Here is a 14,460-nt window from a genome sequence, read left to right on the forward strand (position 1 = left end):
TTACGGGCTGTCTTCCTTATCCGTTGAACTCACCGTCAAATCAATCGTGGACAGCGGCGCGACCGTCATGGAACTATCGAGATAACACGTGAAAATACCAAGCAGAAGTTCAGGATGATACAATGTTAAATACAGACATTTTATCATTTCGAGTTATCTCCACTCACGATGTTAGAAAAAGATATTTTCAATTTTAAAAATATTGATTCATAATATTCGTATGAAATTGCTGCTATAAGTATTACAATAAATAAACTCAGGGGATACACTAGCCAATTTGTAGTGCAATTCATATAAATAGCTATATAGAGCGACAAAACAATGCCAATTGGATGATACATGTACAAGCCATAAGAAAGTTTTCCTAAATAATCAAACACCTTATTTTCTAAAGAAATCTTTAATTTACCATTTACGGCAAAATTCAAGATTATGATACCAAACAACGAGCCGTAAAATTCGTAATGGAAATAGGGCATACGTACGCCTCTTATTATTAAGACAGAAGTAAGAATAATTGTTGTGTAAAATACAAAATTATTCATAAAAAGTTTTAAATATTTACTTTTTTCAAAAAGTAAAATGGCGTAAAAACCACCTATTGCCATGCAATCAATATTAAAACTTGACCAAAAAGTTTTTATTACATGTTTATATGGAAGGGTATCAGAATAATTAGAATTCAATATTTTTGCGATAATCAAATACAAAAAAATGATGAGCACCATTAATTTTATTCGATTCTTCTTAAAGAACTTCAAAAGGACAGGCCACACTAAATAGTATTGTTCCTCAGTTCCAATAGACCAAGTGTGTGAAGCGTAGGGGATTACGCCGAATAATGCCAAAACAAGATTTGGGAAAAAGATAGCGTATAGAATAATTTTTAAAATCAAATCCTTATACACTACATCTTTTTCGAAACCAGGCAAAGTAAAAATACTAATATTCGGAAAAATCCACAAAGCCAGAAAAATAATTAAAAAATATAATGGCCAAATTCGCAGAACCCTGCGAATATAGAAGTTTTTTATGTTTATGTACTTAAATTTGTCTTGTTCTGCCAAAAGAAGATAAGTAATCAAAAAGCCACTTAAAACAAAAAATAGAACCACACCAAGCTTTCCAATAACATCAATAAACGGCACTACTTTCCAATAATTATCAATCTTAAAAATTTGTTTGATTTGCTCTACATGATGTATGATTACTAAAAAGGCAGCAATAAATCTTATGCCATTTAGGTTTGGAAAATAAATTTTCTGTTTATCCAAGCAGTCTCTCTTTATTCATATTATGTCGAGCAAAGTCAACGTTGATTCTTCACTTCGCATTCTATCAAATAGTCATATACTATAGGTTCCTTGCTTTTTGAATTGTGGTCCTAGTTCAATGACTGCAGGAGCAAGTGTGTTATGTTTATTCATCTTCCTTATCCGTTGAACTCACCGTCAAATCAATTGTAGACAGTGGCGCGACCGTCATGGAACTATCCAGCGATTGGGCGATCACCGTACCGGGTAAGAGTTCATGTGAATATTTTTTGACAATGATGCCCAGTCGTAATCCGGATTCCACGATCAATGATTTTGCTTCGAGTAAACTTTTGTGTATGAGATACGGAACTTTTGCTTCTACGAGATTATTCCCAATACTCACTACAACGTCTATGGAAGCGCCGATATTAATCTTTTGATTAGGCTCGATCGACTGTTCCAGTATCACGCCTGCCGGGAACTCGTTGGAGGCTTGTGAATCGACCTTTCCCATCTTCAGATTCAATGATTCGAGATTAAACTGAGCGTCACGTAATGTGGACAGCTTGAGAAGAGGAACATTGATCATGCGGTCATTGTCCGCGATAATAAGCTCAACGCTCCGTCCCGGTTTTACGGTGGTCATAGCTTCCGGTATTTGCTGAATCACATGATCCGGCGTGGCGAGACGATCGTAACGATTTTTTCTAATTACGGTGAGCTGTGCATGTTCCAAAATTTTTTTTGCTTCGGCAAAATCTTTGTCCACTACGTTCGGAACCCTAACCTGTTCGCCATGGGAAACATAGAATGGCATGATCCATTTATCCATGACAAGAACGGTGAGAATAACCAGCATTGAGAGTAAAACCGAAGTTTTAATAAAATTTTTCAAGCGTATGTATTATAAGCAAAAAAAGCTAATCGAAGTGAGGCAAATATATTTAAAACACCGTATAAAGGCAAACTAAAATAATAAATTGACAAATCCGGTTTACTTTAGTACACTCACCAACGGCTCTCCAGAAGTCAATTCAGACTCAATAACACTGCATAAACCCAACCCGTATTCATGGAAGAAAAAAAGCACAAAATCCTTATCGTTGACGATGAAGAGTTAAACGTTCGATTTCTGTCCACTTTCCTGCAGCGTAAGGGATATGAAATCGATGTTGCCTCAACCGGCGTCGAGGCCCTGGAGCATATTGAAAGAGGGAAACCGGATGTAGTGCTGTTAGACGCTATGATGCCGGAAATGGATGGATTCGAAGTCTGCCGTCAATTGAGAAAAAATCCTGAAACGCATCTTTTGCCGGTGATCATGGTTACAGCGCTTCACAGTATCGAGGATGAAGTACGCGCCCTCGAAGCGGGTTCGGATGATTTTTTACCGAAGCCGATCAATAACCTTGAACTCATGGCCCGATTACGTTCTCTTTTGCGAATCAAAACACTGCACGACCAATTGCGCGAAAGTAAAAAAGAATTGGAAGAAAAAAACCAAAAACTGATCGAGCTGCAGGGGCTTCGCGATTCATTGACCCAAATGATCGTCCATGATCTGAAAAACCCCCTTACCGGGATTATGGGCTGCAGCGAGCTTCTGCAAATGATGCCGGAGAATCTTTCTGAAAGACAGCTTTCTATCATCAAAAAAATGGATGAAAGTTCATCGGTCATTCAAAATATGATTACGGATATTTTGGACATAAGCCGTATGGAAGAAAATAAAGTCAAGCTTCGAAAAGAGCCTTTTCATATTTTGGAAATTCTTGACGCCAATCTGAATGAAATGGCCTATACCATGCAAAAAAACGGCATAAGCGGCCAACTCGATGTTGATAACGACGTACCGATGATCAGCGCCGATAAAGATATGATCCATCGCGTAGTGGCTAATTTACTGCACAACGCGGTCAAACATTCCGTGAAAGGCGGCAAAATCAATTTGATTGCTAAATATGAACCTGAAGTAACGCGCCTCCATGTGACAGTGAAAGACAATGGTGAAGGTATTGCCCCTCAATATACGGAAAAGATATTTGAAAAATTTGCTCAGGCCGATCTTAAAAAACTGGGACTTAAAACGGATAGGGGATTAGGATTAACTTTTTGCAAGTTGGCCGTGGAGGCTCACGGCGGAAAAATATGGGTTGAAAGTAAAGTCGGGGAAGGGAGCGAATTCAAGTTTTTCCTTCCCGGAGCGTCCGGAGTGTAATTTCATGTCTAAGAGCATCGCGCTTTGTGTTGACGACATTTTATTTACCTCAAAAATTGCTGTAACGGCCAAAGCGCTTCAGATTGAGACTAACTCCATAAGCGGTAAACCTGAAACAATAGTCGAACAAATTCGCTCATTGAAACCATCGGCTATTTTAATGGACTTAAATTCCAATAAAATGAATCCTATTGTGCTGATTCATTCATTAAAAAACGATCCGGTCACCGTATCGATCCCTATTATTGGCTTTTTATCGCACGTCGACACCGATACGCGCAATGCTGCAGTTTCCGCCGGATGCGATCAGATTATAACCCGCTCAACTTTTGTTCAAAAATTACCCGGCATTCTATCTGCCATTTAAATTTTTCTAATTACCATGATCTTCTTATCCCGGTTTTTTAAATATGTAATCGAATTCATATTTCCTCCGTTCTGCATTCTATGCGACGGGCAACTGAGTTTAAATGATAAACTGGTATGCCGATCGTGTCTGATCGATCTGAAAAAGGTAGAAGGGATTGTTCGGGAAGGAGTCATTGATTTTGACTGTATAGATGAAATCCGGGCTGGCGTATATTACGATACAAAACTACAGACGCTGATTCATCATTTTAAATATCAGCGCGCACTTGGTTTAGCGGATGCGTTCGCCGATATGCTGGCGCCGATCATTCTTGAAAACGCGCCATGGCGTGCGTCCGATTTATTAATTCCGGTTCCGCTGCACAAGGTCAAATTCAGGGAACGTTCATTCAATCAATCGGAAGAAATTGCAAAAGCGCTGTCCGACAAAGTGGATATTCCATGCAGCGCTGACGTTTTGTTACGGAGGGCCAATACCGAATCCCAGACGCAAATGGCCGATGCGCAGGAGCGGGTAAAAAATATGGCGAACGTTTTTGTGGTCAAAAACACCCATGCTGTGAGCGGCAAAACAATCATATTGATCGATGATCTTATTACGACAGGTTCAACTGCCAATGCCTGTGCGCGGGTGTTAAAACAACATGGCGCTCAAAAAGTGTACGTCCTAACGGTTGGGAGGCCGTATTTCTAAAAATGTAATATCAAAATCCCCGTTCAGGTGAAAATGATAACTTGCAATGAATATATTTAATACCGATATTCGAGCCCTTTTTACTATTCAGGAGTGATATTATCGATAACAAATCAAAACGTAAGGTCGGGTTTGTCGTTAATCCCAAAGCGGGGATTAACAAAAGCGCTTACGACGAGATAAAGTCCCTTTGCAAAAAAATATTTGATGACAGCTATCAAATAGAGATTCATCTCACCCGCGGTCCCGGTGACGCAACGGCAATCTCTCAACATTATGCACAGGATAACTTTGATGTGGTTGCATCGGCAGGGGGGGATGGAACGGCTAATGAAACGGCGCAGGGATTGCTCGGGTCTGAAACCGCAATGACCATTATTCCTTATGGGTCGGGCAACGGCCTTGCCCGCGGACTCCGCATTCCTATGAATAAAGAAAAAGCGCTGCGAACGATCCTTACCGGCAGCCCGCGCCTTATTGATGTTGGAGAAATTATAGACGGGGATAAGCGTAAACTCTTCTTCGGCTTTGCCGGTATCGGATATGACGCATTTATCGGTAAGTTGTTTAATGATCGAACAGGGCGACGAGGATTGTTTTCTTATATTTATCTTTCAATCGTGTCGTATTCCGAATTCAAACCGGTGTCGATGAAGATCAAGGTTAACGACAAAGAAATATTTACCAATCCGTTTGTTCTGGCCGTTGCGAATACGAACGAATACGGCAATGGCGCCAAAATCGCTCCTCACGCAATTCCGGATGACGGTTTTTTTGAATTGTGTATACTGCAGGATATGACGATGTTCAAAGGGCTTCTCCAAGGCTGGCGTTTATTTGACGGCTCGATAGATAAGATCGCTGAAATGACCATGCTGCGCACAACAAAAGTTGAAGTGTTTCCGGAATCGTCAGTTTATTATCATGCAGATGGAGAAACACAGCAAACATCCAACCCTTTGATTTTTAGCATTCTGCCAAGACATCTTAAAATGATCGCTCCACAATGACCTAATATTCTCTTGACTCTCACATGCTAAAAAATTAACTTTTAGCGTGTACTCAATATTATTCTGCAAATGTAGAAACCGGCACCATGAACGAAGACGTCGCGTCACTCCATAAAATTGACATTCTGAAAAAGGTTCCCATTTTCAGTGAAATCAGTTCCAAAGATCTTGAAAAGATTGTTGCGGTAACCCATCATAGGAAATACCGCAAAGATAATATGATCCTGATCGAGGAGGAAGCCGGCCAAACCATGTTCATATTGATGAGCGGGCAGGTTAAAATTTCCAGAATCAGCGAAGACGGGAGAGAAGTGATTCTTGCCGTGATGGGCGCGGGAGAATTTTTCGGCGAACTTTCCCTGTTGGACGGTCAATCACGTTCTGCGAATGTGACCGTTATTAAAGACGCCGAAATGCTTTTAATCAATCGCGACGATTTTCTGAACCTGCTCAATGAGTTTCCGAGAATTGCTATTCAATTACTCAGAGAATTAGCAAGCCGTATGCGTAAATCCGATTCACAGATCAAAAGCCTTTCACTTAAGAATGCAACCGGAAAGGTTACCGGCACCATTCACCGGCTGGCGGAGGATATCGGGATTCGAACCGGTAATCATGTCCACATTGAAAATCTGCCCACACAGCAGGATTTGGCAAATATGGCGGGCACATCCCGTGAAACTATCTCACGCGTACTGCAAAAATTGGCCAATGAAAAATACATCACGAGAGACGGGAGTAAATTGATTATTACGGACTATGAACGATTCAAAAAGGACTTTATCTAAAAAGAGGCCTAAACGTTAGAATAAAAGCCAACCTTGAAAGGTTGGCTTTTATATTTATGGATTTTCTGACAAAAAAAAATTATATTTATCCGCTTTTTTTTAAAGGAAATATTTCCACGGATGAATACACGGTCTAAAATTTTAATCTGTGACCCGTCTCCAAAATCTGAGATGATGCTTTTGACGATCCTGGAATCTAACGATTACGAAGTAGAAAAAGCAATGGATGGGCACGAGGTATTGGATAAGGCCAAATCGCTGAATTACGATCTGGTGCTGGTGGCCTCCGATATGTCGGGCATAGATGGTTTTCAGGTCTGCCGATTGCTCAAGGAAAGCGAAAAGACACGGCATATTCCCGCCATGTTGTTGTCGGAACTGCCCGACCAGGCTGCGCGTATTAACGCGATCGAAGCGGGTGCGGATGAGTATATCCCAAAACCGTTTAACAGAGTTGAACTACTCACGCGTGTCGTGACCTTATTAAGGATCAAACACCTCCATGACCGTCTGGAAAGATTGATCGAAGAAAAAGAAGCCGAAAAGAAGAAACTTGCTGAGAAAAACCATGAATTAAAGATTTTGTCCGAGATTGCCCGCATCGTCATTTCAATAAAAGACCAACGCAAGGTTTTGACGGAAATCTTGAATAATATTCGCGATGCGTTTAAAGTTTACGGTTGTTGTCTCGTGATTCATAAAGACGGGGAATGGATATTGGACACGTGTTCAAGTAATATGAATCAGGAACAGTTTATCCAGACGATTTTACCCGCAAGGCCGGTTTACGACTTTGTATCGCACAGTGAAAAATCAATTATTATCAACAGCACCAAAGAAGATGATCGTTTTCCGGATGCATGTTCCGTGTTGAATCAGATGAACGTTTTCACCATGCTTTGTTCGCCCGTCTTCATCCGCGGCCGTCTGATCGGCGTTCTGCAGGTATACAACAAAACAGATAAGTCCGAATTTACGTCCAACGATCTGGCGGTTCTAATGACTTTGTGCGGACAGGTAGCCCTTGCGATTGAAAATTTACAGCTTTTTAACAAACTTTCGGACTTTAACAAAAATTTACAGGAACAGATAGCGGCGGCTACGCATGCATTGGTTGATCTCAAGAATTTTAACGAAAGCATACTTCAGAATATTAGTTCCGGTCTTATTACCACCGACATTTCAGGTAAGATTCTATTTGCAAATCACGCCTGTACAACTATACTTGAATATTCCGAATCCGATCTGCTGGATCGCCACATGAATGATATTTTTGGCAATGAATCCGCCGCTGCCATGATGAAGCCCGTTATCGATCAGGATAATATGCCGGTGAGCGCAGAGTCGCGCGTTATGACAAAGAATAAACGCGATATCTATTTAGGATTTACTACCACAGTCCGGTATGACGCCGATCACCGCATGCTGGGTTATATCGTCAGTCTTCGGGATATTACTCAGATCCGGGAGATGCGTCAGACGATCATGCGGATGGACCGCCTGGCGTCGTCTGGAGTTTTGACGAGCGCGATTGCGCATGAGATCAGGAATCCGCTTGCAGGAATTAAGACCATGGCGCAAGCTCTAGAAAAAGAAATGAAAGCGGATGATCATCGTATGGAGTACGTCCAGCGCATCATAAAGCAAATTAACCGGCTTAATGAACTTTTGAAGGCTTTCTTTACTTATGCGCGCCCCGTTCGTCCTGAGAAAAAACAATGCGATTTTAGATTGATCGTCAAGGAAATTAAAGAATTAATAAAGGGCCGGTGTGAAACCGAAAAGATCAGTATCGTGGAACTGTACGATCCGTTTCTTCCAAACGTATTTATAGATGAAAATCAAATACAGCAGGTTATGATCAATTTGATGGTCAATGCCTTGGATGCTATGGGGAAAGGCGGTAAACTTACCATAGAAGCATTACTGACGCGGCGCAGTTTACCTCCGAAATTTCATGACGAGCGAGACGTGATCGAAATTCGCGTATCCGATACCGGAAAAGGCGTTCCGCGCGAACAATTAAAATCGATATTTGACGCTTTTTATACGACCAAACCCAACGGGATTGGCTTAGGCTTGTCCATCGTCTACCGGATTGTGGAAGAGCACGGTGGCGAGATTCTGGTTGAAAGCGTTGAAAAAAAGGGAACGACTTTCACGGTACTACTGCCGTTGCATGAAACGGTGGAATCCGTATCCGTAGTCGATTCAGTCATGTAATAAAAAAATTATTAAGGATGTATATGCGGAAAAAAGTTTTAGTAGTTGATGACGAAGAAGATCTCACATGGAGCATCTCAAAACACCTTATCAAAGATAAAGATGTGTATGAAGTTATTTGTGTGAATAACGGGCAGGAAGCATTAAATCTTCTTTCTCAGGTACCGGTGGATCTTGTTGTTAGCGATATTAAAATGCCGGGCATTTCCGGATTGGATCTGCTGGTCAAGATCAAGGAGACGTATCAATCGACCAAAGTTATTATCATGACGGCTTTCGGTTCTGCGGATGTTCAAAAGGAAGCAACCTCAAGAGGCTCGCTGTATTACATAGAAAAGCCGTTTGAGATTGAGGATCTTCGGAGTTTAATTCACAGCGCCCTGATCGAGAAAAAAGGATTCGATGGAAAGGTCACTGATTTTCAACTTTCGGACCTTATACAAATGAATGTATTGGGCCGCATGGTTATGGCTTTAGTTGTAACTAAAGACGATGAAAAGGGATTGATCTATTTTAATGAAGGTAATGTGGTTCATGCCGAGTGCGGCAATATACTGGGTGACGATGCATTTCATAAAATCGTTTCATGGGAAACCGGTAAATTTGAATTTCGAAAGGACGAACGGCCTGAAAAAGAAACGATAACGCAAGGCTGGCAGAGCCTGCTCCTCGAGGCCATGCGCCGTAAAGATGAAGTGACACCGGAAACGAAATCAAAAATAAAAGAAATCACTCGTCAGGAACAGTTAGATAAGATCAAGGCATCGTTGAACGATTTTATTAAAGTCAAAGGAGTAGACCTGGTTGCGATAGTGGATAACGCCGGATTTGCGCGCGCTTCATTTTTTAACGAAAAAAAAGAACCGGTACTTGATATTACGACGTTGGTCAATTTTATACCTGCCGGAGTCGAATATATTCAGAAAGTGAATAATGAGATTAAAGGAGATGGACTGAAATTATTTACATTTGAATTTAACGAGCGAACCTTAGTCTTGGCGCAAATTCCGAATCGCCTGGAATGGCTCTTGATGGTGTGTGAAAACGAGGTGAATTTAGGCGGATTGCGTTTTGCGATAAAAAAGCAGATCCCGACGCTCAGTGAGGTACTATAAATGACAGTGAATCATAATTCTGATCCTACAATTTCGTATGCGGATCTTCACATACATTCTTATTTCTCCGACGGGTTCTTGAGCCCCACACAAGTTGTGGAATATGCGTCAAAATCGGGATTGCGGGCGATATCGCTCACAGATCACGATACGGTGGAAGGGCTGGATGAAGCAATTGCCGCCGGCGCGGTGTTCAACGTCGAAGTCATTACCGGCATTGAATTAAGCGCAACAATTGACGATAGAGATATTCATATTCTGGGGTACTTATTCGACCACCATGACGAAAATTTCAGAAAACAAGTCGATCTGTATAGGAGGGAACGTGTGAATCGGGCTGAAAAGATTGTTCGGAAACTTAACAAATTCGGCGTTCATGTTGATATGGACCAGGTCATGGCGCGTGCGGGTAAAGGAGCTGTTGGCCGCCCCCATATTGCTGATGCGGTTGTTCTGGCCGGCTTTGCAAAAGATACCCATTCCGTTTTTCGGGATTTTCTGGGATACGGCGGTTCGGCTTATGAAGATAAATATAAAATCAGTCCCGAAGTTGCGATTCGTCTTATCCGCGAAGCGGGGGGTGTGTCTTTTCTTGCGCATCCTTCTTTTGGAATGAAACAGAAATACTTGCAACAGTTGATCAGCTCAGGCGTCAGCGGGATCGAGTGTACTCATCCCAAACACACCCCGGAAGCGTCGCTTTATTTTCAGAATATAGTTCAACGGCATCACTTGCTGCAATCCGGCGGATCGGACTGCCACGCTCGCGACGGAAATATTTTTATCGGAAAATTTCCAGTTCATTACAGCATGATCGAAAAAATGAAATTACAAGCGGCATACAACTCAAATACCTCATCCGCAACGTAACCGCGCGGTTCAATCAAACAAAGCAAACACTTCAATGATAAATAGTACATCGACTGTAATTCCGAAACGAGCTCCGCTCAACGACCTTTCGCCCGAAGAAGCGCTTTATATAAGTAAGATGTCCATTAGCGATCTGGAAGCGATTCGTCTCGTCTTGCAGGGAAACTCCGTCATAGATTGGTTTCGTCTGGACTTTAAGACCGATGATGAAATAGAGCTTTTTTTAAAAGTTAACGGTTATGATATTCACAATATTCAGGATCAAAAACGCCTCGACAAAATCCGTTTAGAGTCTCTGGCATATCTCGAGGACAGATACCCTCACCGCATTCCGCCTGAACTCAAAGATCCGGGCATGACCATCCAGCGATTATTGTATTTAGCTTCGCGTTCATTTAAACGCTCTACTCTTCAGATGTATGCCTGCATGTTGCTTAAGATCATGCACACGGTTAATCATATTGACGGAAGAGAACTGCTTCATCGTTGTGAACTGAGAGGTACTGATATTTTTACTGCAGTGGAAAGAAAAGTCGAAAATGCCGTCCGCACAATGCAAGATGAAGGTTTTCATATTGTGGATTTTTATGGAAGTCACAAGGATAAATTCAGCATGATATCCAAACTATTGGCAAAAAAGGAAAACCATGCGGCGGCGATATACGATAAGATTCGGTTCAGGATTATTACTTCAACGGTTGCAGATATATTACCCATGTTATATTTTTTGGGCCGGACGATCTGCCCATTTAATTATATTATACCCGGGGGTTCACATAATAACCTGGTTTCGTTTGCAGATTTGCTGGAGCATTTTCCTTCATTCCGGCATTATGCCGCCTATATGAAAAGGAAAAATAATATTACACGGCAACTGAGTTTCTTTAGAGAAAACGAACATACCAGCTCCGAGTTCCGTGTTATCAATTTCGTCAGCGATATTCCGATTCGCGTCGATGAGATGCTCTATACTCCTGATTTTATAGACCTGGGTCGCATAATCTATGTAACGGTGGAATTCCAGATCATGGATCAGATGAATTATCAGGACAACGAAATGGGCGAAGCCAGCCACATGAAATATAAGCAGAGACAAACCGATGCAGTGAATGATCGTCTCGGCATGCGCCACACTGAGTCGCGATAATATCACGAGATACGAAAGTCTTTTCATGAAAATATCGATCGTTGTGCCTGTTCTCAATGAAGCAAATGTGATTGGGTCATGTTTAGCCAAGTTACTTGAATTGGAAGATGATTTTGAAATAATTGTAGCAGACGGAGGGAGCCGCGATGAGACGGTGCACATTGCGAAGCAGATGGCGGCCGGCAGCGGAAATCGTTTGCAGGTTTGTGAGCATATCAAGCCGGGACGTGCTTTTCAAATGAACGCCGGCGCGGACGCAGCCACAGGCGACGTGTTGCTGTTTTTACATGCTGACTGCACACTACACAAGGGATCACTTAAAGCTATTTCTGAGAATTTAAAGGACGAAGCAATCATTGGCGGGGGGTTTTACAAAAAGTATTCGGTGGAAAATTTTTTTTTGCGTAGCTACCGAATTGCGATGAATGTTATTCGAACAAAATGGATGAAAAGCCTGGTGGGTACGAACGCAATTTTCGTCCGGAAGCAGACGTTCATTCAGTTAGGAAAATTCCGGGAAGTATCGTTACTTGAAGACGTCATGCTTTCTGATCGTATGAAAAAAGCAGGGCGGCTGCTTTTCCTGAAGCCTCACGTTGTTTCATCGTCACGAAGATATTACGAGGCGGGTATACTAAGGCGCATATGGATTGCTTACAAGATCATGTATTTGTATCGCATAAAACATAAATCGCCGGATGAGTTAAAATCCATATACACGCAAATAACGCGATAATAATTATGAGAAAATCATATTGGATCAACGGATGGATCTAAATAACATTAACACGGTATTATTTGATTTTGACGGCGTACTTATGCAGAGTATCGAAGATCATCATCTTTCGTGGAACGAGGTTTTTCGGACGTATGACAGAGAGATCGGATGGGAAGAATTTTCTGTTTTAGAAGGTCAAAGCCTGTTTGCGATTGCTGAACAGTTATGCCGTCTTCATGGAATTGCCGTATCAGAATCGGAGAAAATCGGGCGTGCGAAGAATGAAATTTATTTGCAGAAGGCAAAATTTAAATTGTATGATGGCGCTATGCCGTTGCTGGATTTCCTGAAAAAGAAGAATCTCAGGCAGGGTTTGGTGACCGGAGCGCATCGAGATCGGTTTGAGAAATCTGTTGACGACCATTTTCTTTCATATTTTGACGCTATCGTTACCGCCGACGACGTGGCGCACACGAAACCCAATCCGGAACCCTTCCTGAAAGCGGCGTCATTCATGAGCGCAGAGATCGATGAGTGTATGGTGGTGGAGAATGCGCCCCTCGGAATCACAGCGGCCAAACGTGCGGGTATGTTATGCATTGCATTAACTTCGACATTGCCGGAACAATTCCTGACAGAAGCCGATCTGATCATAAATAATCTGAATGAACTTAGTAAGCTTTTTGAAAGCGTAAGTATTGAAAACAACTCAGGCAAATAACGTTCCTCCATATTCCAAATTAGCCGCTTTTTATGACGGCATGATGGAGCATGTGGATTACTATCATTGGGCGGAGTACATCGATCAGATATTCAGAAAATCAGGAAAATCTGTAAAGGATGTCTGTGAACTTGCTTGCGGCACCGGAACGTTTGGAGTGAGTTTATCAAAATTGGGATATACTATGACTTGTTCTGATATTTCGCCTGATATGATAAGAGTAGCGTCTGCTAAGGCAGAACGAAATGACGTTCAGATCTCTTTTTCTGTTCAAAGTATGTTAAAATTTAATTCCAAAAAAAAATTTGATGCGGTATTGTGTTTGTATGACAGCATCAATTACCTAAAAGAAAAAAATGAGATTATTGCGTTCTTACATAATGCTGAAAAACTAGTTACCGTCGGAGGGTTGCTTATTTTTGATGCATGCACAGAACATAATTCTCTTGAGCATTTTAATCAACGCTATGAATACGACAAGGCGCATCGGTATAGGCGCAGAAGCTATTATTTGGCCGAACAACGCAGGCAGGTCAATGAAATCACCATACAAATTGACGGGACTTTTTATAAAGAGGAACATTCGCAGAATATTTTTGCTATTTCTGATATTGCTGAGCTGATCAGTAAAACTGCATTTAAATTAACGCACACGTTCGAAAATCTGACTTTTAACAAAGGAAAAGAGAGTTCGGAACGCGTGCATTTTGTTCTGGAGAAAAGGAAATAACTTATTCTTATTTAATATATGACAGCATACGAAATAATACTCAAGAAGCGTGATAAACAGGAATTGACCAAAAATGAAATCAAAATGTTGGTCGATGATTTTACAGCCGGAAAAATTCCTGACTATCAGATGTCGGCGTTTCTCATGGCCGTCTATTTTAACGAGATGAACTTTAGAGAAACGACCGACCTCACGATCGCAATGCGGGACAGCGGAACGGTGATAGATCTTTCGATGATACCTGGCATAAAGGTTGATAAACACAGCACGGGAGGGGTAGGGGATAAGATTTCTCTTATTTTGGCACCCTTGGCTGCATCGCTTGGCGTGATCGTACCGATGATCAGCGGGCGTGGGCTCGGACATACGGGTGGAACTCTCGACAAGCTGGAGTCCATTCCCGGATTCAATATTGGTTTATCAATTTCACAATTTCAACAAACGTTAAAAGATATCGGTGTCTGTATGATAGGGAAGACCGCCGAGATAGCGCCTGCAGACAAAAAATTGTATGCATTGAGAGATGTCACCGGAACGGTCGAATCCATACCATTAATTTCTGCCAGCATTATGAGCAAAAAATTGGCGGAAGGAATTGACG

At 41.7% G+C, this 14,460-nt stretch carries 15 protein-coding genes; 13 read left to right on the plus strand and 2 right to left on the minus strand.

Features of this window, described 5'->3' with window-relative positions; translation table 11 throughout:
* Nucleotides 1-143 precede the first annotated feature (143 nt).
* The gene (locus tag F9K33_13445) at nucleotides 144-1,289 is read right to left on the minus strand and encodes an acyltransferase (protein ID KAB2878380.1); all 1,146 of its coding nucleotides are present in this window, start codon (nucleotides 1,287-1,289) and stop codon (nucleotides 144-146) included.
* A gap of 130 nt (nucleotides 1,290-1,419) precedes the next feature.
* Nucleotides 1,420-2,115, minus strand: coding sequence for a PASTA domain-containing protein (locus F9K33_13450; GenBank protein ID KAB2878381.1), 696 nt, complete (start codon nucleotides 2,113-2,115; stop codon nucleotides 1,420-1,422).
* Between the two features lie 213 nt (nucleotides 2,116-2,328).
* On the opposite strand from F9K33_13450, the gene F9K33_13455 reads away from it, so the two are divergent.
* From F9K33_13455 to F9K33_13515, 13 genes are all read left to right on the plus strand, one after another.
* Nucleotides 2,329-3,474: a response regulator gene (locus tag F9K33_13455; protein KAB2878382.1), complete on the plus strand. Its 1,146-nt coding sequence runs from the start codon at nucleotides 2,329-2,331 to the stop codon at nucleotides 3,472-3,474.
* Between the two features lie 4 nt (nucleotides 3,475-3,478).
* Entirely contained in the window at nucleotides 3,479-3,841 is a 363-nt protein-coding gene (locus tag F9K33_13460) for a response regulator (protein KAB2878383.1), read from the plus strand.
* Nucleotides 3,842-3,856: 15 nt separating this feature from the next.
* Nucleotides 3,857-4,537 carry a ComF family protein gene (locus tag F9K33_13465; protein KAB2878384.1) on the plus strand — a complete coding sequence of 227 codons (681 nt, stop codon included), beginning with the start codon at nucleotides 3,857-3,859 and terminating at the stop codon, nucleotides 4,535-4,537.
* Between the two features lie 50 nt (nucleotides 4,538-4,587).
* A complete protein-coding gene (locus F9K33_13470) occupies nucleotides 4,588-5,547 on the plus strand; it encodes a diacylglycerol kinase family lipid kinase (protein KAB2878385.1) in 960 nt (319 codons plus the stop codon).
* A gap of 116 nt (nucleotides 5,548-5,663) precedes the next feature.
* Nucleotides 5,664-6,335: a Crp/Fnr family transcriptional regulator gene (locus tag F9K33_13475; protein ID KAB2878394.1), complete on the plus strand. Its 672-nt coding sequence runs from the start codon at nucleotides 5,664-5,666 to the stop codon at nucleotides 6,333-6,335.
* A 120-nt stretch (nucleotides 6,336-6,455) separates the two neighbouring features.
* The gene (locus tag F9K33_13480) at nucleotides 6,456-8,558 is read left to right on the plus strand and encodes a response regulator (protein KAB2878386.1); all 2,103 of its coding nucleotides are present in this window, start codon (nucleotides 6,456-6,458) and stop codon (nucleotides 8,556-8,558) included.
* A 17-nt stretch (nucleotides 8,559-8,575) separates the two neighbouring features.
* Nucleotides 8,576-9,673, plus strand: coding sequence for a response regulator (locus tag F9K33_13485; protein KAB2878387.1), 1,098 nt, complete (start codon nucleotides 8,576-8,578; stop codon nucleotides 9,671-9,673).
* Entirely contained in the window at nucleotides 9,674-10,543 is an 870-nt protein-coding gene (locus F9K33_13490) for a PHP domain-containing protein (protein KAB2878388.1), read from the plus strand.
* A 34-nt stretch (nucleotides 10,544-10,577) separates the two neighbouring features.
* Entirely contained in the window at nucleotides 10,578-11,690 is a 1,113-nt protein-coding gene (locus tag F9K33_13495) for a TIGR04552 family protein (GenBank protein ID KAB2878389.1), read from the plus strand.
* On the plus strand, nucleotides 11,653-12,426 hold the full coding sequence (locus tag F9K33_13500; protein KAB2878390.1) for a glycosyltransferase: 774 nt from the start codon (nucleotides 11,653-11,655) through the stop codon (nucleotides 12,424-12,426). The genes F9K33_13495 and F9K33_13500 overlap by 38 nt, the downstream gene beginning before the upstream one ends.
* Nucleotides 12,427-12,457: 31 nt before the next feature.
* Nucleotides 12,458-13,129 carry an HAD family phosphatase gene (locus F9K33_13505; protein ID KAB2878391.1) on the plus strand — a complete coding sequence of 224 codons (672 nt, stop codon included), beginning with the start codon at nucleotides 12,458-12,460 and terminating at the stop codon, nucleotides 13,127-13,129.
* A complete protein-coding gene (locus tag F9K33_13510; GenBank protein ID KAB2878392.1) occupies nucleotides 13,107-13,859 on the plus strand; it encodes a class I SAM-dependent methyltransferase in 753 nt (250 codons plus the stop codon). The genes F9K33_13505 and F9K33_13510 overlap by 23 nt, the downstream gene beginning before the upstream one ends.
* 18 nt (nucleotides 13,860-13,877) lie before the next feature.
* Nucleotides 13,878-14,460: thymidine phosphorylase (locus F9K33_13515; protein KAB2878393.1), on the plus strand; the 583-nt coding region annotated here is incomplete at its 3' end.

This window comes from bacterium (assembly GCA_008933615.1).
Taxonomy (GTDB): Bacteria; CLD3; CLD3; order SB21; family SB21; genus SB21.